The 18,458-nt window shown below is 65.3% G+C and carries 18 protein-coding genes; 9 read left to right on the forward strand and 9 right to left on the reverse strand.

Features of this window, described 5'->3' with window-relative positions:
• Positions 1-104: 104 nt before the first annotated feature.
• Positions 105-566 carry a MaoC/PaaZ C-terminal domain-containing protein gene (locus CK206_RS04730; RefSeq protein ID WP_096905712.1) on the forward strand — a complete coding sequence of 154 codons (462 nt, stop codon included), beginning with the start codon at positions 105-107 and terminating at the stop codon, positions 564-566.
• A gap of 138 nt (positions 567-704) precedes the next feature.
• Here CK206_RS04730 and CK206_RS04735 read toward each other — a convergent pair whose 3' ends face one another.
• Positions 705-1,787, reverse strand: coding sequence for a cell wall metabolism sensor histidine kinase WalK (locus CK206_RS04735; protein ID WP_096905713.1), 1,083 nt, complete (start codon positions 1,785-1,787; stop codon positions 705-707).
• Positions 1,788-1,879: 92 nt separating this feature from the next.
• Positions 1,880-2,572, reverse strand: a complete 693-nt coding sequence (locus CK206_RS04740) for a response regulator transcription factor (RefSeq protein WP_096907287.1) — start codon at positions 2,570-2,572, stop codon at positions 1,880-1,882.
• A 313-nt stretch (positions 2,573-2,885) separates the two neighbouring features.
• Between CK206_RS04740 and CK206_RS04745 the strand changes: the two genes are divergently transcribed.
• Entirely contained in the window at positions 2,886-4,388 is a 1,503-nt protein-coding gene (locus CK206_RS04745) for a multicopper oxidase family protein (RefSeq protein ID WP_096905714.1), read from the forward strand.
• A 60-nt stretch (positions 4,389-4,448) separates the two neighbouring features.
• A complete protein-coding gene (locus tag CK206_RS04750; protein ID WP_096905715.1) occupies positions 4,449-5,087 on the forward strand; it encodes a DUF305 domain-containing protein in 639 nt (212 codons plus the stop codon).
• Between the two features lie 216 nt (positions 5,088-5,303).
• Here CK206_RS04750 and CK206_RS20705 read toward each other — a convergent pair whose 3' ends face one another.
• Positions 5,304-5,516, reverse strand: coding sequence for a hypothetical protein (locus CK206_RS20705; RefSeq protein WP_143337690.1), 213 nt, complete (start codon positions 5,514-5,516; stop codon positions 5,304-5,306).
• 39 nt (positions 5,517-5,555) lie between these two features.
• Between CK206_RS20705 and CK206_RS04760 the strand changes: the two genes are divergently transcribed.
• The 4 genes from CK206_RS04760 (at position 5,556) to CK206_RS04775 (ending at position 10,038) form a co-directional block, all read left to right on the forward strand.
• Positions 5,556-7,496, forward strand: a complete 1,941-nt coding sequence (locus CK206_RS04760) for a heavy metal translocating P-type ATPase (RefSeq protein WP_096905717.1) — start codon at positions 5,556-5,558, stop codon at positions 7,494-7,496.
• Between the two features lie 5 nt (positions 7,497-7,501).
• A complete protein-coding gene (locus CK206_RS04765) occupies positions 7,502-8,098 on the forward strand; it encodes a CueP family metal-binding protein (protein WP_173674769.1) in 597 nt (198 codons plus the stop codon).
• Positions 8,099-8,165: 67 nt separating this feature from the next.
• Complete coding sequence (locus CK206_RS04770) at positions 8,166-9,467, forward strand: APC family permease (RefSeq protein WP_096905718.1); 1,302 nt, start codon at positions 8,166-8,168, stop codon at positions 9,465-9,467.
• 163 nt (positions 9,468-9,630) lie between these two features.
• Entirely contained in the window at positions 9,631-10,038 is a 408-nt protein-coding gene (locus tag CK206_RS04775; protein ID WP_063973295.1) for a four-helix bundle copper-binding protein, read from the forward strand.
• Positions 10,039-11,287: 1,249 nt separating this feature from the next.
• On the opposite strand, the gene CK206_RS04785 is transcribed toward CK206_RS04775, so the two are convergent.
• The 6 genes from CK206_RS04785 to merA form a co-directional block, all read right to left on the reverse strand.
• Positions 11,288-12,070 (reverse strand): recombinase family protein, encoded by a 783-nt coding sequence (locus tag CK206_RS04785; protein WP_096905720.1) that lies wholly within the window; start codon positions 12,068-12,070, stop codon positions 11,288-11,290.
• A gap of 216 nt (positions 12,071-12,286) precedes the next feature.
• Positions 12,287-12,883 (reverse strand): cadmium resistance transporter, encoded by a 597-nt coding sequence (locus CK206_RS04790; RefSeq protein ID WP_096905721.1) that lies wholly within the window; start codon positions 12,881-12,883, stop codon positions 12,287-12,289.
• The gene (locus tag CK206_RS04795) at positions 12,880-13,239 is read right to left on the reverse strand and encodes a helix-turn-helix transcriptional regulator (protein ID WP_096905722.1); all 360 of its coding nucleotides are present in this window, start codon (positions 13,237-13,239) and stop codon (positions 12,880-12,882) included. Before CK206_RS04795 ends, CK206_RS04790 begins: the two co-directional genes overlap by 4 nt.
• A gap of 164 nt (positions 13,240-13,403) precedes the next feature.
• Positions 13,404-13,658 carry a recombinase family protein gene (locus CK206_RS04800; RefSeq protein ID WP_241728303.1) on the reverse strand — a complete coding sequence of 85 codons (255 nt, stop codon included), beginning with the start codon at positions 13,656-13,658 and terminating at the stop codon, positions 13,404-13,406.
• Positions 13,659-13,798: 140 nt separating this feature from the next.
• Positions 13,799-15,199, reverse strand: coding sequence for an IS1380 family transposase (locus CK206_RS04805; RefSeq protein WP_096905723.1), 1,401 nt, complete (start codon positions 15,197-15,199; stop codon positions 13,799-13,801).
• A 345-nt stretch (positions 15,200-15,544) separates the two neighbouring features.
• A complete protein-coding gene (gene merA, locus CK206_RS04810; protein WP_096905724.1) occupies positions 15,545-16,945 on the reverse strand; it encodes a mercury(II) reductase in 1,401 nt (466 codons plus the stop codon).
• Between the two features lie 105 nt (positions 16,946-17,050).
• Here merA and CK206_RS04815 point away from each other — a divergent pair, with 105 nt between their 5' ends.
• Together CK206_RS04815 and CK206_RS19455 are read left to right on the forward strand one after the other, a co-directional pair.
• On the forward strand, positions 17,051-17,440 hold the full coding sequence (locus CK206_RS04815; RefSeq protein ID WP_096905725.1) for a heavy metal-responsive transcriptional regulator: 390 nt from the start codon (positions 17,051-17,053) through the stop codon (positions 17,438-17,440).
• 367 nt (positions 17,441-17,807) lie between these two features.
• Positions 17,808-18,449 (forward strand): hypothetical protein, encoded by a 642-nt coding sequence (locus CK206_RS19455; protein ID WP_143337691.1) that lies wholly within the window; start codon positions 17,808-17,810, stop codon positions 18,447-18,449.
• The last annotated feature ends 9 nt before the right edge of the window (positions 18,450-18,458 follow it).

Raw genomic sequence — 18,458 nt, forward strand, 5'->3', positions numbered from 1 at the left:
GCATCGGCTAGACCCGAAGCCAGTATTGGCTCGCCAAAGCTCGGAAGTCATGGAGGCCTCCCGCGATCTGAGGCCGGTTTGGGCCGACTACTTGGGAGGGCGACATGACCGACATCTACTACGCGGACGATCTCGAACCCGGCCAACTAATCCCACTCGGGAGCTACACCATCACCGAGGAGGAGATCGTCACCTACGCACGACAGTGGGATCCGGTGTTCATCCACACCGACCCGACCGCGGCCGCGACAACCCCGCTCGGTGGCGTCATCGCCAGTGGACTACACACCTTGGCGATCTACCAGCGCTTGGCCGTGCCCGCCTTCTGGTCCCGTTTCACGGGAGGGGTGGGACGCAGTTTCGAGATTCAGTTCCGTCGGCCGGTGCGGCCGGACACCACATTGACCGGACACCTGACAGTGCAAGTGATGACTCCACGACCCGAACGCGGCGATGCGAAAGTGACCATAACCGCAGAACTCGCCGACACCAGCGGCGAGACCGTTCTCGAGCTGACCAACCATTCCGTACTCCCGCTCCGCAGCGCCGCCGCAGGCTCAGCTTGATTGCTGCCACCACACCGGAGAATCGCTGTCCGCGGCCGCGAGACTGACACCCTGGGACTAGACCGACCACTCAAGCACTGACGTGCGCGGGGAGTGCAGCGGGGTTGGGCGGACAGATGACGGGGAGGTGCAAGTTTGCTAAAGCAGTTTCGTTCCTGGCGTCTCTGCCGTGCAGGGGAGTTCGAGGGTGAATTGTGCTCCGTGGCCTGTGCCGCGGCTGCTTACTCGGATTCGTCCTCCGTGTGCTTCGACCAGTGCTCGGGTGATCGCCAGGCCGATTCCGGTGCCGCCTGCGTTTCGGCCTCGGGCGGGATCGGCTCGGTAGAAGCGGTCGAAGAGATGATCTAGGTGCTGTGCGGCGATCCCTTCCCCGGTGTCGGAGACGGTGATCGCGGTTGTGTTCGTTCTCGAACGAACAGCGCTGAGGGTGACGGTCCCTCCGGTCGGTGTGTGTCGTAGGGCGTTGTCGAGGAGGTTTCCCAGTACCTGTCCTATTCGCTCGACGTCCACGGTGACGTCGGTTGGTTCGATCTCACCCATGTGCAGCTGGACACCTTTGTCCGAGTAGCGTTCGCGTGCTGCGTTGACTGCCGTTTCCACCAGGGCTTTAGTGGTGGTTCGGGCTGGTTGCAGTCGTGTGAGGTGTTCTTCTGCATCGGAGACGTCGACAATGTCCGACGCGAGGCGTTCGAGCCGCCGGGTGGCCGCCCACAACACCTGCCTTGTGGAGTCGTCGAAGGTACGGACTCCGTCGTCCACGGCCTCGAGGTAGGAGTCGATGGTGGCCAGCGGGGTGCGCAGCTCGTGGCCCAGATCCGCGAGCATCCTTCGCCTGGTGGCGTCTGTCGCATCGAGACGCCTGGCCAGTTCGTTGACGCTGGTCGCCAGATCGTCGAACTCCCGGCCAAGTTTCGGACTCGCCATCCGGGTCTCGTAGTGCCCACGCGCTATGTCTGCCGTCGAAGTGGTAACCATGGTGACCGAGCGCTGGACCCGGCGGGTGAGGTACCAACTGGTGAGCAAGGCCACCAGGACCGCGATGGCCACCGCCAGCCCCCAAGCAAGGACTATGGCGACCGTGAAGGCTTCTTCGACGTGGGCTGCTTCGTTCGAATCGTGGTCGATGCCGGCTTGACCGAGGTGGTCGTGGAAAATGCCCGGGGCCAGGGCGGAGGCGACGAGCCACGCGCTGACCGCGCACCCGACGACCACACTGGACATGGCCAGAAGCAGGCGGGTTCCGAAGCTGAACCCAGCGACGCGTCGGCTGGTGCGGGGCCGAGTTTCAGTCGCGTCCGGCGATGGTATGTCGTTCACTGGCCGGTTCCCATGCGGTAACCAACTCCTCTGACCGTGCGTACGAAACGGCCTCGGGAGGCATCGTCGCCCAGCTTGCGGCGAAGGTGACCGATGTGGACGTCTACCAAGTGGTCATCACCCACCCAGTTCGGGCCCCACACGGCGGCCATCAGCTGGGCTCGGCTGAAGACGACCCCAGGGTCGCGGGCGAGCGCGGCGAGGATGTCGAACTCGGTGCGGGTCAGCGCGACATCGGCGCCGCCGACGGTGACCTCTCGGCCCGCGGTGTCAATAGTCAGGTCGCCGACGGTCCGTACCTGCTCCGGCGACCTGCCGTGGTCGATTTCGGTGGCGCCGGTTCGAGGTCTGCGCATCATCGCCTGGATCCTGGCCGAGAGCTCGCGCGGGCTGAACGGTTTGGTCATGTAGTCATCCGCGCCGACGGACAGGCCGATCAGCGTGTCGACCTCCTCGGTCCGGGCCGTAAGCATGACGATGTAGGCGTCGGAGTGCGTCCTGACCTGACGGCATACCTCGATCCCGTCCAGCCCGGGCAGCCCCAGGTCGAGAACGATGACATCGGGATCGATTCGACGAGCCAGACCCACCGCCTCCTGTCCGTCCCCGGTGATCGTGACATCGAACCCGTCGCGCTCGAGATAGGACCCGACCAGGTCGGCGAGGGGCTCCTCGTCATCGACCACCAGCGCCCGCGGACCGGCGTGCTGCTGGGGATTCGAACGGCGAGCGCCAGAAACGGAAGGGGGCATGCAGGCCATCTTCGCCGCAACTCCTGGAAATCCTTCACCCGAGTGGGCGCCTTGACCGAATCTTCACACGATCTCCATCCAGAACGCTCGGGTGGCCGGTCACCATGGGCGGTCGAGTCGGACACGGGAGGTACCTCATGCTCGGATGGGTCGCATTGACCGTCGGCGCCGTGGTCGTCACCGCACTGTGGGCGTCAACCTTGCTCCTGGTCACTGCCCTGTTCGGGCCGTCGCCCTCGGAGGGCGACCGATGAAGGAGTTGTCGCGGCGGGCATTTCTCATCGGTTCGGTCCTGGCCGGCGCGGGTGCGGTGACCGCCTGCAGCGAGCCGGCGCCCTCGGGGGTGCCGGTGTCGGCGTCGGATCCGGCGATCCGGGACCTGGAGGCCGAGCGGCAGCGACCAGGCCAGCAGGTGGTGAACGCTCGGCTGTCCCCGCGCCCGGTGGAGGTCGATCTCGGTGGTCTCGTGGTGTCGACCTGGGCATTTGCTGACACTGTTCCGGGTCCGGTCCTGCGGGCCCGGGCAGGAGATCTGCTGCAAGTCGAGGTGGATAACCAGCTCGACCAGGAGACGAGCGTGCACTGGCACGGCATCGCCCTGCGCAACGATATGGACGGAGTGCCCGGTCTGACCCAGGACCCGATCCATCCGGGCGCCCGGTTCACCTACGACTTCACAGTCCCCCACGCCGGGACTCATTGGTACCACTCACACTCCGGGCTACAGCTCGACCGGGGCCTGTACGGTCCGCTGATCATCGACGATCCCGCCGACCCCGGGGACTATGACCACGAATGGATCGTCGTCCTCGACGACTGGATCGACGGCATCGACGGCACGCCCGAGGACGCCGCCGGGCGAGTGGGCATGGATGCCCCCGGCGCTCAGGGCCGGCCGATGGCCGGAATGGGGCACGGCCAGATGGGGGGCGCACGGTCCAGCAACCCGATGATGACCTCCCGGTTGCTCGGTGTCGCCGGGGACGTCCACTATCCGCACTACCTGGTCAACGGCCGAGTCCCGGCCGATCCGATCTCATGGACTGCCAGCCCGGGCCAACGCGCGAAGATCCGGATCATCAACGCCGGGGCGGACACGTTCTTCCGCGTCGCCCTCGGCGGACACACGATGACCGTCACCGACACCGACGGCTTTCCCACCGCTCCCCAGGAGACGGAGGCGATCCTGCTCGGGATGGGCGAGAGGGTCGACGCCGTGGTCACGCTGACAGACGGGGTGTTTCCCCTCTTCGCCGAAGCAGAAGGCAAGAACGGGTACGGGTACGCCCTCGTGCGCACCGGGGCCGGCGAGCTACCCGCCGACCCGCGCCCCGGCGAACTCGACGGACCGGTGCTGCTGGCCGCGGATCTGACCCCAGCGCCGGACTCACGATTGCCGGACCGGGGGCACGACCGCTACCTCAGCGTCGACATGGGCGGCAGCATGATGCCGTATCGCTGGACACTCAACGGGCAAACCCACCCCGACACCACGCCGTTGGAGGTCTCCCGCGACGACCGGGTCCGGATGCGGCTGCGCAACATGTCCGACATGGCCCACCCGATGCACCTTCACGGTCACACCTTCGCCCTCGCCGACAGCGGGCTGCGCAAAGACACCGTCACGATCCGCCCCATGCGGACTATCGAGATCGAGTTCGACGCGAACAACCCCGGCCAATGGGCCTTCCACTGCCACAACGCCTACCACCAGGAAGCCGGAATGATGACCACCTTGTCCTACCTCGCCTGACCACCACCCGATCGACACACCACCCGATCTTGACGCCGACCCGAAAGGACATCGACCACGATGACCCGCACCACTCTGCTCCTGCCCGCAGCCCTGACCGCCGTTGCCCTGACGCTGTCCGCCTGCACCGACAGCACCGACAGCACCGAAGCCTCGCCCGCCGCGCCCACCACCGCGGCCGGCGCCACCACACCCGTGGCCGGCACCGTTGCCTCTGGCCAGGACGAGGAGCATTCGCAGGCCGACGTGATGTTCGCGCAGATGATGCTCCCGCACCACCAGCAGGCGATCGAGATGAGCGACATCATCCTGGCCAAGGACGACATCCCCGCCGACGTCGCGGCGCTCGCCGAGGAGATCAAGGCTGCCCAGGGCCCCGAGATCGCGCAGCTGACCGACTGGCTGGAGCAGTGGGGCGAGGCGACCGAACCGCAGGATGGTCACGGCGGTCACGACATGTCCATGATGGAGGGAATGCTCTCCGACGACGAACTAGAACAGCTGTCCGACGCACAGGGAGCCGACGCCGCCCGGATGTTTTTGGAGCAGATGATCGCCCATCACCAGGGCGCCATCGCCATGGCCGAGGAGGAGGTCGAAGGTGGCCGCTACCAGCCTGCGGTCGAGTTGGCCCAGACCATCATCGACACCCAGCAGCAGGAGATCGACACCATGCGCGACCTGCTCACCTCGCTCTAACCACCCGATCGCCATGGGCCACACCGGCCCGGCACGACACCCGAGACACCACACCACGCGGAGAGGAAAATCCATGTTCTCCACAACGCGCTCTGCGCTCCCGCTCACGGCCGTCAAGGAAGCGTGTTCGTGCTGCTCCACGCCCACGGACCTAGAACGAATCGCCGCCACCGGCCGTCCGCAGGCTGACGATGACGCCGCCCTGGCCGCCGGCGCTCACACGAAAGTAGCCAAATGAGTCAGCCACACGATCACCACCACCATGATCGCCGCGGCGGACCCGGTGACGGTTCGGCCGGCCGCCCCGACGAGATGGCCACCTCGGTAGCCGAACATCATCACCCGGGCGCAGCTGACGACGCGGCGGGCCACGGCCACACCGGACAGCATCACTCCGGTCATGAAGACCACGGCGGTCATGCGGGGCACGCAGACCACGTCGGGCAGTTCCGGCGGCTGTTCTGGATCATGCTCGTTTTGGCAGTGCCGGTGGTCGGCTTCAATGACATGTTCGCCGACCTCATCGGCTACCAGCTGCCGGAGGCCGGCTGGGTGTGGTGGGTCTCCCCCGCCCTGGGCACGGTGATTTATCTCTGGGGCGGTCGGCCGTTCCTGACCGGCGCGCTGTCCGAGCTCCGCGCTCGCCAGCCCGGCATGATGCTCCTGATCGGCCTGGCGATCACGGTGGCGTTCATCGCCTCCTGGGGCGCTACCCTGCGCATCCTGGATCATGAGCTGAACTTCTGGTGGGAACTGGCCCTGCTGGTGGTGATCATGCTGCTGGGCCACTGGATCGAAATGCGCTCCCTGGCGCAGACCACCTCCGCGCTCGACTCCCTGGCGGCGCTGCTGCCGGATGAGGCCGAGAAGGTCGACGATGACGACGTCGTCATCGTCTCCCCGGCCGACCTGGTGGTCGGCGACGTGGTGATCGTCCGCCCCGGTGCTTCTGTGCCCGCCGACGGCACGATCATCGACGGCTCGGCCAGCATGGACGAATCCATGGTCACCGGCGAATCCAAGGCGGTCCGCCGCGGCATCGGCGAGCAGGTCGTCGCAGGCACCGTGGCCACTGACTCCGGCCTGCGCGTGAAGGTCTCGGCGACAGGGGACGACACCGCTCTGGCCGGAATTCAGAAGCTGGTGGCCGACGCACAGGCATCCTCCTCGCGGGCCCAGCGCATCGCCGACACCGCGGCCGGCTGGTTGTTCTGGTTCGCCCTCGCATCGGCCGTGATCACCGCGATCATCTGGAGCGCTCTCGGGTTGCCGGACGCGGGTGTGGTGCGCACGATCACCGTGCTGGTCATCGCCTGCCCCCACGCGCTGGGATTGGCGATCCCGCTGGTGGTCTCCATCGCCACCGAACGCGCCGCCCGCGGCGGCGTACTGATCAAGGACCGCCTCGCGCTCGAGTCGATGCGCACCGTCGACGCCGTCCTGTTCGACAAGACCGGCACCCTGACCAAGGGCGAACCCACCGTCACCGGAATCGAATCAATAGACGGGCACACCGCCAACGAGGTGCTTGCCCTGGCTGCAGCCGCCGAGTCCGACAGTGAGCACCCGCTGGCCAGAGCCGTGGTCGGGGCCGCACAGACCCGCGACCTGACCGTGTCGAAGGCGACCGACTTCTCCTCCTCCCCGGCCGTGGGCGTCAAGGCCACGGTGAACGGCACCGTGGTCGAAGTCGGCGGCCCCCACCTGCTCGATCAGCACGGACGCAATGAACTCCCCATCGCCGACCAGTGGCGAGGCGAGGGCGCGATCATCCTGCACATCCTCGCCGAGGGCCGGGTGATCGGCGCGCTGCGGCTGGCCGACGAGATCCGGCCGGAATCCCGGGACGCCGTCGACGCCCTGCATGCCGCCGGAGCCCAAGTCGTCATGATCACCGGCGATGCTCGCGCCGTGGCCGACACCGTCGCCGCCGAACTCGGCATCGACCGGGTCTTCGCCGGGGTCCGGCCAGAAGACAAGGCCGCCAAAGTCGCCGAACTGCAGTCCGAAGGCAAGAAGGTCGCCATGGTCGGCGACGGGGTCAACGACGCGCCCGCACTGGCCCAAGCCGACGTCGGCATCGCCATCGGCGCCGGGACCGACGTGGCGATCGGCTCCGCCGGCGTCATCCTGGCCTCATCGGATCCCCGCTCTGTGCTCTCGGTCATCGAACTCTCCCGGGCGAGCTACCGCAAGATGAAGCAGAACCTGTGGTGGGCCGCCGGCTACAACCTCGCCGCCGTGCCCCTGGCCGCAGGTGTCCTGGCCCCGATCGGATTCGTACTGCCCATGGGCGTCGGCGCCATCCTCATGTCCGCCTCCACCGTCGTCGTTGCTCTCAACGCGCAGCTGCTGCGCCGTCTCGACCTCCGCCCGGACACCGTCACCACAGCGATGCAACGAGGATGAATCCGATGAACACCACCCACTCCACTCGGAGACGAGCCGCGATCGCGCTCGTTGCCGCCGCTGCCCTGACCCTGACCGGCTGCTCGCCCGGGCCCGCCGAAAATGCAGTACCCAACTGGCCTCCCGCGTCGTTGGAGCACTACGACCTCGCCGGCCTCGACGCACCCCAGATCATCAACACGCTCGACACCATGCCGGTGGCCGACAGGCCGAACGATCTGATCGCCTCGGTGCAGCCGACAGAGCTGGTCTTGACCAGTGGCGATGAGAGCCTCGAGACGATTCCTATTCCAGAGGACCAGTTCTATCTGTCAGTGGCTCCGTATTACACGAGCACCCACCCCTGCCGATTCCACAGCCTGACCACTTGCCTCGGCGAGATCGCCAACGAACAGGTGCACGTCACAGTCACCGATAACGCCTCCGGTGACACCCTCATCGACGAACCGCTCACCACCTACGACAACGGCTTCCTCGGGCTCTGGCTACCGCGAGGCATCACGGCCACGCTCACCATCGACCACGACGGCAGAACGGCCACCGCTCCGATCTCCACGGGCGACGACGACCTCACCTGCCTGACCACTATGCAACTCGCCTGACATCCCCACTCGCGCCGATATCGCCACCGACGCGGCCACCCACCGGCAGGAAGGTAGTGCGGTCAGCATGGACCACAGCACACAGTCCCAAGACAAGCTCACTCTCACCGGATCCGTCGCGCTGGGAACCGGGGTAATGATCGGAGCCGGCATCTTCGCCCTGGTGGGCCAGGTCGCGGAATTGGCCGGCGGCTGGGTGCCGTGGGCGTTCCTCGCCGGCGCGGTGGTGGTGGCGTTCAGTTCCTACTCCTACATCCGGTACTCGGCCACCAACCCGTCCTCGGGCGGGATCGCGATGCTGCTCAAAGCCGCCTACGGGCCCGGGGTGGCGGCCGGCACGTTCTCCCTGTTCATGTACGTGTCGATGATCCTCGCCGAGTCCCTGCTGGGGCGGACCTTCGGCACCTACGTGCTGCGGCCGTTCGGCATGCAGGACTCCTCCCTGTGGGTGCCGGTGCTGGCAGTGTTCGCCATCGCCGCCGCCGCGCTGGTCAACCTGGTGGGCAACCAGTGGGTCGAGCGGTCAGCCACCGCTACCGCGGCGCTCAAGATCGTGGGCATCGCGGTGCTGGCGATCGCCGGCATCCTGGCCGCGGGCGTGTCCTCGCTGGGCCGACTGTTCACCGTCGCCGAACGCACCCCACCGGAGCACGGCTGGATGGGCTTTCTGGCCGGGGTGACCCTGTGCATCCTGGCCTACAAGGGCTTCACCACGATCACCAACCAGGGCGCGGACCTACGGGACCCGGAGCGCAACATCGGCCGCTCCATCATGATCTCCATCGCCCTGTGCACCGTCCTCTACCTGTTGATCACCGTCGCAGTAACCGCCAGCCTGACCGTTCCGCAGATCATCGGGGCCCGCGACTACGCCCTCGCCGAGGCTGCCAAGCCGATGTTCGGATCCTGGGGCGTCACGCTGACCGTGATCATCGCGGTGGTGGCGACGCTGTCAGGACTCATCGCGAGCTTGTTCTCTGTCTCCAAGCTCTACGACATGCTCCGCGACATGGGCCAGGTGCCGGGCCTACCCGGGGCTGGCGGACACCAGTCGCTCTACATCACAGCCGGCCTGGCGATCCTCATGGCAGCCTTCTTCGACCTGTCACAGATCGCCTCCCTGGGGGCGATCTTGTACCTGGCAATGGACATCGCCATCCATTACGGGATCGTCCGACGCCTCAAGGACGACGTCAATGCCAAGGCGTGGATCCCGTGGGTCGCGATCGTCCTCGACGTCGCAGTGCTCGTACCCTTCCTCCTGCTCAAGGCGCAGTCCGACCCACTCACGCTGGGCATCACCGCGATCGTGGCCCTAGTCATCATCACAGCGCAGTGGATCACCGTGCGTCACCGCTCCGCACAATGATCCGCCCTTCTGCGAAAAGCCGCTACAACGGGTATTGGACGCTTGTTATTACAAAGATTCTGCGAAGGTCGAACCGAGGGACTGTAGCCAGTTCTGCGCATCAGTAGCGTCGGCGTTAGCTGGGCGCCTCCAGCGACGACTCGGAGAAGAAGGGAGCACATCGATGTCTCACATCACTTCAATGATCGAAACCCACCCCAACGACGCTTCCGGCATAGACGTGCAGAAGCTTGCCGACTGCATCGCCGCGTGTCTCGAATGCGCACAGACTTGCACCTCGTGCGCTGACGCCTGCCTGGCCGAAGAGATGGTCGCAGACCTACGGAACTGCATTCGCCTCAACCTTGACTGCGCCGATCTCTGCGCAACCACTGGCAAAATCCTCAGCCGTCGCACCGGGCAGAACCTCGCCACGGTCAAGACCACGCTCGAGGCATGCCGGACAGCATGCGCAGAATGTGCCACCGAGTGTAAGAAGCACGAGGACATGCACGAGCATTGTCGCGTCTGCGCCGAAGCCTGCCGCAAATGCGAACAGGCCTGCACCGAACTCCTGTCCGCGATCAGCTAACGATCAATGCCCGGCCTGGTCGGTCGTACGACAATCGACCAGGCTGGGTCACCCGCCGATATCCAGACCTTATGTCAAGTCAGCCTCCTCCCCGTAGGTGAACCTGGTAGATGGCGCTTCACCAGAACGTCCCGGGATAGGTCGGCCCCTTGCCGGGCCGACTGCCCACCACGGGCATATCCAGGAGGCCACCGAGTTTGACCCGCCCGCAGCACCCCACGCATTGAAAGGGGCGCGGCGAGTCAGGGCGTCCCGTGAACGTGTCGCGCGAGTTTGGAGTGAACACCACTAGGGAAGTCGATCGGAGGAACCTAACGGTACACAAGTGGTAGCCGTCTCTTCCATCGGCTTGTATGGTGCCCACATGAGTGACTTCGAGTACAGGGGCGACTGGAACAATCAGTGGAATTTCATCGAGAAAAGCACTGGGATGGCCTATACGTACAATCGATTCGACGACGATTCGTTCGAGTTGGACACGGGCGACCGTCTTATAGTCACTCAGGCGAATAGTACTCGTTTCGTGTGGTCACTCAGAGAAAACAGAAATATAGAGTGGCTTTAGCTTCCCTTCGCCTAGTCGCGGAAGAAGCGCGCTGCGGGGAAAGCTCAAGAGCCGGCGACGTCAACTAGCGTTCTCCCCACGACCGTGACAGTCCGGCCTGGATCATCTTCCATGGATGAAACGTTTGCTCGGGAGGCCCGGTGACCTCATGCCAAGGGACCGGACCCCACGCAGGTGTCGCGATTGACGATCACCAAATGCGGTACGTGTTGCGCCTTCCCAGCGTCAGTTCCGACAACTGCACGATCGAACTATTCGATCACGTCTTCCGTGGCGTACACCTCGGGAATGGGGTGACGCTCCCCGGCGAGGTGAGCATTGAGTTCGACCCCGGCTTCCAATTGGTGTCGCTCGGCTCTGCGCTCGGCGTCATACTCGGAGGGATGGCCTCCGCGTGAGTGTGCCCCGCAGGGGCACCTCCAGTGATAGAGGGCCCGCGTCTCGGGCTCAACTAGCTTGCGAAGGAAGTTCTTGACCATTTGTCTCTCCGTCTCTGGCGTAATCTTCGATTCTATCGTTGGGGTGCTACCACCAATTACGGTCTGCGCTCAACCGGCACTCGCTGAGCGGAAACTTGAGGACTCGCGCGGCTCAGGACGACGTCTGACTTATCCGCGCTGTCTCGTTCACGTGTAGGTCCGGCTTCGTCATGCTGGGGACGGGCTACCGCTACACATCAGCTATCTACGACTGCGGGCGCTGAAGTGCGCGATAGAGCGTGGAACGGCCCACTCCGAGGTCCCGGGCAATGGCCGATGGCCCCTCCCCCGCCTGGATGTGGGCGCGGGCCTTGTCGATCTGCTCCTCGGTCAGGACGCGTTTGCGGCCTTTGTACTTGCCCTTCGCCTTGGCGATGGCGATGCCCTCGGCCTGGCGTTCACGGATGATGGCGCGTTCGAACTTGGCGAACGCCCCGAGAAGAGAGAGCATCAGGTCGGCGCGAGGATCCTGGGCGCCAGCTGCGTAGGTGGCCCGCTCGTGGACGAACTCCACACTCGCGCCTTTTCCGGTGATCTCGCCGACGATCTGTTTGAGGTCGACCAGGGATCGGGCGAGCCGGTCCATCGAGGCGACAACCAGCTCGTCACCATCTCGCAGATACCTGATGCATTCGGCGAGCTTCACCCGATCAGCACGCGAGCGAGCCGACTGCTTTTCGACATAGACCCGGTCGCACTCCCCCACTGCCTCGAGCTGACGCGCCTCGTTCTGATCGGCGGCCGACACCCGCACGTACGCCACTCGCTGCCCACGCGGACGCGAGGCCCGGCGAGCCGACTTCGGAGCCGGCTTTGGCTTCGCATTCCGCTCGATGACGTTCTCCGAGTCCGTCGACTCCACCCGGAAGTTCCAACCCAACTCATCCCGGCGACGGAACCGAGTGCGCACGCTCCCGCGGCTGACGATGAGCACCTCCTCGTCACCGTCACCCGAGCGGCCCCGCAACGTCCCGATCCGATCAGCCATCAGAAGACCCTTTCGCCCGGTCTGCGTGTCAATACATACTAGACCCGGCGGGACGCCGTTTCATAAGTATCGAACCGAACCCTGTGGACTTGATCGCTTTGTGGCGGTCTTCTGTCGGCTACTTTTTGGCGGCGACGTACCAATCGGGCGTTCTGTCGGAAGGGTTAGAGCGAGTCGGCGGCTCACGAGTGTGCGGTGGGGTTTGAGTCGGTTTTGTCAGAGTCCGAATGCTCCGCCGCTGATCAGGATGAAGGCACCTAGGCCGATCAGGACTATCGGGAACAGGATGTGTTCCCAGCGCTCTAGGACTTCGGCGATAGGTCGGCGGGTGGCGACGAATTTGGCTATGCCCACCAGTCCCGCCACCAGCACTAGGAACACGATGCAATAGGCGACCACGGCTCCTGGGCCCACGTTGAGAAAGACGGGGACGTAGACGCCGATGTTGTCTCCACCGTTGGCGAAGGTTACGCCGGCCACGGTCCACACGGCGACGTTCTTGCCCTCGATCTTTTCGTCGTCGTCATCATCGTCCCCGCGCCAGGCATGCCACGCGGCCCACAGTCCCAAGCCAAGTGGGATCAGGCCGAAGTAAGGGATGGCCTCCGGGGGCAGGAAGGCTCCCGCGCCCAGGGAGACGAGCACAGCGGCGCCAAGGATGCCGGCGAATCCAAGGTATTGGCCGACCAAGATGCGTGCGGTGGTTCCGCGTTGGCCTGCTCCGCGGGCGAAAAATAGCGACAGGACGATGATGTCGTCGATATTGGTGGCAACGAACAGGCCGATCGCCTGCAGGGCCGAGGACAGGATCACGCCTGGACCTCCGTGGCGTGACAACCCGGCACTGAGCAGTCGGGCTCCAAGCAGGGGGCATCTTCGTTGACGGCGAGGGTGACCTCGACCAAGGAGGATAGCGACCGCGCCAAGTGCGGGTCTGCGATCTCATACCGGGTCTGGCGTCCTTCGGGCACTGCGACAACGATCCCGCAGTCGCGCAGGCATGCTAGATGGTTCGACACGTTCGACCGCGTCAGCTCCAAGATGCGGGCCAGCTCTGCCGGATAGGCCGACCGCTCGAGCAGGATCAGCAGTATCCGGGACCGTGTCGGGTCGGCCATCGCCCGTCCTAACCGGTTCATTACATCCACACGAGAAGCAATAGTCAGCACTTGCTGAACTATACAGCGTCTACTGAACTACTGCGAACGCCTTGAAAACCTAAAGGTTGTCAAGACACTTAATCTCGTCCAGGACTACGGCCAGTTTTGAACAGGTTTCCTGGCGCTACAGGCACCCACCGGAGTCTCACTAAGTCGTCTTGACGTAATTTGTTTCAGAGCCGGCTTCGGTAGGGATTTGTGGGGCAGAATCGGGCTATGAGGCATCTGGGGTACACCACGACCGTGTCGCCGGACTCGACGTAGTCCAATAGCCGCTTCATCCCCGGGCGTTCGATCGCGGTCCGGCTACCCGAGGTCACATCCGCGAACACATCCCGCTTCTGCACCCCGGAATCCACGAGTGCATCCAACTGCAACTGCGCGTCCTGACTCGCAGTGCTCACGCGGGTGTACCCCAAGAGCCTCACCCCGCTGATTCACGGGCCGGTGTGACTGCTGCTGTCGGGTGACGGCGGGCTTGTTTTCGCGTAAGGGCGTGCGGGGGTGCCGGCTGGCGCTGCCGGTGGGCGGGTCTCCGGGTGGTGATGTCGAGGGCGGGCAGGTGAGATCAGGCTGGTTTGGGGATCGCGGCGATCTTGTTGAACGCGGCGACGATGGCGGTGGCCCAGGGCCACGTTTCGGGGATCTTCACCCGGCGTCGCCGGCCGCTACGGGTCAGCCGGGCTGCGACGTGCAGGAAGCGGTAGCGCAGCGCTTTGGGCTCGCACAAGGCCAGAACCGCAGCCTCGCCGGTACAGGCCAGCATCCGTGTCCACGCCACCAGATCTGCGGCGAGCATCACCGCCACCAACCAGGCCTGGTTGAGCGCGAACTCGCGTGAGGGCAGACGGCCAAGACCGGTGTCCTTGGCGTGACGGATCCGGTCCTCTACCCGGGCGTGCGCCCGATGCCGTGCTTCAAGAAACTGCAGTTGCCCGGTGGTGGTGTTGGTGGCAAACGCCTGGTAGCGCCACCCGTCGATCTCCTCGAACATCGACAACTGGGCGCCGGGGTGGGGTCGTTCGCGGCGGACGATGACCCGCATCCCGTCTGGCCACTTGGCGAGCATCCCGGGAGCGAGAAATCCGGTCAGCTCGGCAACCTCGGCCCCGTCCCGGATGTCACCGGAGGGATTGAGCGCTGGTCCCCACGCGGCCTCGGGGCAGGTCACGATGGCCCGGCGAATCGGGGCGGTGATGGAGAACCCGACCGAGTACTCCACCCGTCGACCACGGACGCGGTTCTGCTCGGTGATCCAATCCAACAGGTCGTGAGAGGCGCCGGCGCCGTCCGAGCGGATCAGCAGGTCACGCCGGTGAGCAGCGGGGATCTGCGCGATTGCCTGGCCCAGGACGTCGATGTGGTCGGCAGCGGTGTTGGAGCCAGCATTGCCCGGGCGCAAGCTCGCGGCGAGGAACTCTTCTGTGTTGTCGCACCACACGCCGATCGGGTGGTAGCCGAACGTGCGCTTATACGTCGGAGCTGCATGTTCCTTCTCGCTGTGGGTGACCACGATGGTGGCATCCACATCGAGCACGACCGTCGATCCCAGATCCCGCCCCGCACACGCCGATGCGGGCACCCCGCCGGGCAGGTGCGACCACACGTGCCGCCGGGTGCGGGCACGCGCGACCTGGATCTTCTTGCGCTTGCCGGCAGTGACCTCATCGAGCGTGCGCCACACCGTCGGCGCCGACGCCACTGGGCCCAGGGCCCCGGACTGGTGGCGCAGGACGCCGATGTCGGAGATGGACTCGCCGCCATCGGCGAGCATCACCGCGGTATCGATCAGCACACGGCCGCGGTCGTGGATCGGGATAAATTGTCGGCGAGCCATGGCCCCTGACAGCTCGGCGGTCAGACCGACCTGATCAGCCAGAAGTCGAGGCGCGATGGCCCCGGCGTGGGCGATCACCCCGACACCATCAGCAGTAACGGACAGACCGGCCGACCACGAAGTACGCTTCACCTACCGAGTGCTTTCTGCTGGAGAACATGGAACCTTAGACAAGTCCCAGTTTCCCCTGTTCAGGAAGCACTTCGGTCTATTTTCGCCCAGCGATCCGCAGATCCCCGTGAATCACCGGGGCTCATGACATGATTATGACTCACAAACCCCTACCGAGCACCACCCTGCGACAGTTCACGGTGAGACGACTTCGCGAGAGGCAGAAGGTGCCCATCGGCCCATGAAGCGGTCTCGGCGTCCGGTCCCCGCCTGGTGTCTCATAAGACTGTAGGTTTTTAAGGCACATTCACGGCGCCAGGCGGGCCGCCGCGGGAGCCCTCGTCCACCCCGCTGGGGCCGCGGGTTTCAGGCGCAGCATGACGTCGGCATCTGGTTTCGGAAGAGGCCGGCCACGATGCGCAGGCTTTCGCTCATGGTCAGGTACGGCGCCCAGGTGTCGGCCAGATCGTCGACGGTCATGCCGCTTTTGATGGCGTAGGTGGCCGCCAGCATGATCTCCCCGGCCCCGTCCGCCAGAGCGTGCACGCCCAGAACCTTGCCGCTCACGGCGTCGGCGACGAGCTTCACCGCCCCGCGGGTGTCGTGCTGGACGAGCGCCCGGGGGACATCGGACAGGTCCAGGACGCGGCAGTCGCACGCGTGCCCTCGGGTGAGGGCCTCGTCCTCGGTCAACCCCGCCGAGGCCAGCTGGGGCCGGGTGAACACGACCGCAGGAAAGCCGGCGTAGTCGACCCGAGCTGCCGGCGGGTACCTGTCCTCGGTCAGGGCGTTGAGCGCGGCGGCCCGACCGCCGGCGGCGGCGGCGTAGACGTACTGGGGAGCCCCCGAGACGTCACCGGCGGCCCAGACGCGCGGGTTGGAGGTGCGCTGGGTCTGGTCGACCACGACGAAGCCGCGCTCGTCCACGTCCACACCGGCAGCGGCCAGGTTCAGGCCGTCGGTGCGGGGCAGGCGTCCGGTGGCCACCAGGACCTGCGCGCCGCGCACCTGTTCGCCCGAGTCCGTGGTCACCACCACCTCTCCTGCGGGGCCTAGTTCGCGGGCCACAGTGGTCGCGCGCTCTTCGACCACGGTGATGCCGTCGTCGGTGAAGACTTCCCGAAGTTTCTGGGCCAGCTCCGGCTCGGCGTGCGGCGCCAGACGCCCGACCACAGAGACCCGGGTGCCGAGGTGAGCGAACAGCTGGGCCTGCTCCATCCCGACGTACCCGCCACCGATAACGACCAGGGACTCAGGCAGCTCGGTCAGCTGCATCGCGGTGGTGGACGTCAGCCGGTCCACAGAGTCGAGACCGACCACCTCCGGGATGGCGGGGGTGGCACCGGTGGCGACCAGATAGGCCCGGGCCCGCAGCGCCTGGCCGTCGACGGCCAGGGTGTCCCCGTCCAGGAAGCTGGCCTGGCCTGGGCGGACCTGGAAGCCGTAGGCAGCGGCCACATCGGCGTACTTCGCATCACGCAGGCGCTCGATGAGTGCGTCCTTCTGGGCCACCAGATCGCCGAGGTTCACCGGTGCGGCTGACGTTGGGGCACCTTTGAAGGGATTGGTGAGCGCGGCGTGCCGGGCCCCGGCGGCCGCCAGGAGCGTCTTGGACGGCACGCAGCCGATGTTCACGCACGTCCCGCCCAGAACACCGCGCTCAACCAGCACGACGCTCTTACCGGCCTGGCTGGCCGCGATGGCGGCGGACATCGCCGCGCCTCCTGAGCCGATCACGGCCAGATCGACGTCGTAGTCCACACCCATTTGCCCACCTTCCTTCGCGTGACCCCTCTTCAGCGTCCATAGTGGACGTTCCAGCGCAGGGGAAGGTCAAGGCGAACATGGACGAGAGCCGAGAAAGGGGCCACTGTGCGCATCGGTGAGTTGGCCGTGGCCAGCGGCACCACAACCAAGACGCTGCGCTTCTACGAAGAAGCCGGCCTACTACCTGCGCCTGAGCGCACCGCCAACGGATACCGCGACTACACCCCTGCGGCCCTGGCGCGCCTGGACTTCGTTCGCCGCGGCCGCACCGCTGGGCTCACCCTGGCCCAGATTCGCGAGATCCTCGACATCCGCGACGCCGGAGTCGCACCCTGCCAGCACGTGCACGCCCTGCTCGAAGCCCACCTGGGCGACCTGGACCGCCAAATCGCCGACCTGCAAGCACTGCGACACACCGTCGCGCACCTTCACCACAGTGCCACCTCCAGCGACCCCACCAAATGCGACACCACGACTGTCTGCCGCTATCTGTGACCAGACCGGTGCTCGCGTGTATCGCCATGAGCAGATGCCGCCACAGAGCGTCGACAGAACCCCGCCATATAACGGCGAAAGCCACAAACTAGACCCTGTGGCACAGCAGCGATGGTCGGAGGCTTATCGTCCCGCACGGGTGTACCCCAGAGCGACAGTATTTGCGTCTTCAGGAGCTGTGAAAACCCGCCAAATGAAGTTGCGAGTCACAGTACGGCTACCCCACGGGGCACTATCACCGCAGCCTGTTGCCGAACTAAACCCCGCTGTCATCTCAAGCTGCGGCAGTCCTGCCGCAGCTTGTACAGAGTGCGTGTCAGAGGCATCTCGTACTCTCGTTTCAGGCAGGTAGCAGCGAGAGGACGCGATGAGCAGAAGTGACACCATCCGGTCAGACATCAGTCGGCTGGAGACCAAAGGGGCCACACTCTCACGTGACTTAGCCAAGCACCAGGACGCAGCAGTAAAAGCAGACGCTGCGGCTAGCAAGAAGCGCGCGGAGGCGGCTCGAACGAAGTCCGAACCCACTCGCAGATCAGCGGTCGCGGCAGCGGAGCGAGAAGATAGAAAGAAGGTCGATGCGCTGAGAAAAGCGGCGGAGGTCGAGAAAAAGATCGCGGCCAATAACAGGGCCATTGGCCAAAAAAGTACCGCGCTGACCGGTGCGTTGAAGTCCGAACAGACCGTGCAGGACCGAGCTGCCGACAAGCGCCGCAGGACCGAGCTGCAGCATGCTCGTCAGGTCGTGCAAGCCTCTCGTCCTACCAGTGCGATCCGGTATGTCCAGGTTGCCCCGCCCCAGCCAGAAATCCTGCGCGTGCTGTTCGTGACCGCGAACCCCGAGGCAGTTGAGAGAACCGTCGAGCATCCGGACGGATCGGTTGAGACCACTGGCGTATGGCTCCGCGTGGACTACGAGGTGCGGCAGGTCCGAGAGATGCTGAAGAAGTCGAAGTATCGTGAGCTGGTCACGATCGAACACCTAGAGCCTGTCAAGATAATTGTGTGAGTTTTGGTT

Source organism: Dietzia sp. WMMA184, assembly GCF_002441635.1.
GTDB classification, from domain to species: Bacteria; Actinomycetota; Actinomycetes; order Mycobacteriales; family Mycobacteriaceae; genus Dietzia; species Dietzia kunjamensis.

Bases quoted from the DNA above. Each gene is read 5' to 3' on its own strand.
- CK206_RS19455 (WP_143337691.1), top strand. From the start codon at position 17,808: ATGAGCAGAAGTGACACCATCCGGTCAGACATCAGTCGGCTGGAGACC.
- CK206_RS04745 (WP_096905714.1), top strand. From the start codon at position 2,886: ATGAAGGAGTTGTCGCGGCGGGCATTTCTCATCGGTTCGGTCCTGGCC.
- CK206_RS04770 (WP_096905718.1), top strand. From the start codon at position 8,166: ATGGACCACAGCACACAGTCCCAAGACAAGCTCACTCTCACCGGATCC.
- CK206_RS04735 (WP_096905713.1), bottom strand. From the start codon at position 1,787: ATGTCCAGTGTGGTCGTCGGGTGCGCGGTCAGCGCGTGGCTCGTCGCC.
- CK206_RS04750 (WP_096905715.1), top strand. From the start codon at position 4,449: ATGACCCGCACCACTCTGCTCCTGCCCGCAGCCCTGACCGCCGTTGCC.
- CK206_RS04785 (WP_096905720.1), bottom strand. From the start codon at position 12,070: ATGGCTGATCGGATCGGGACGTTGCGGGGCCGCTCGGGTGACGGTGAC.
- merA (WP_096905724.1), bottom strand. From the start codon at position 16,945: ATGGGTGTGGACTACGACGTCGATCTGGCCGTGATCGGCTCAGGAGGC.
- CK206_RS04730 (WP_096905712.1), top strand. From the start codon at position 105: ATGACCGACATCTACTACGCGGACGATCTCGAACCCGGCCAACTAATC.
- CK206_RS04760 (WP_096905717.1), top strand. From the start codon at position 5,556: ATGCTCGTTTTGGCAGTGCCGGTGGTCGGCTTCAATGACATGTTCGCC.
- CK206_RS04775 (WP_063973295.1), top strand. From the start codon at position 9,631: ATGTCTCACATCACTTCAATGATCGAAACCCACCCCAACGACGCTTCC.
- CK206_RS04765 (WP_173674769.1), top strand. From the start codon at position 7,502: ATGAACACCACCCACTCCACTCGGAGACGAGCCGCGATCGCGCTCGTT.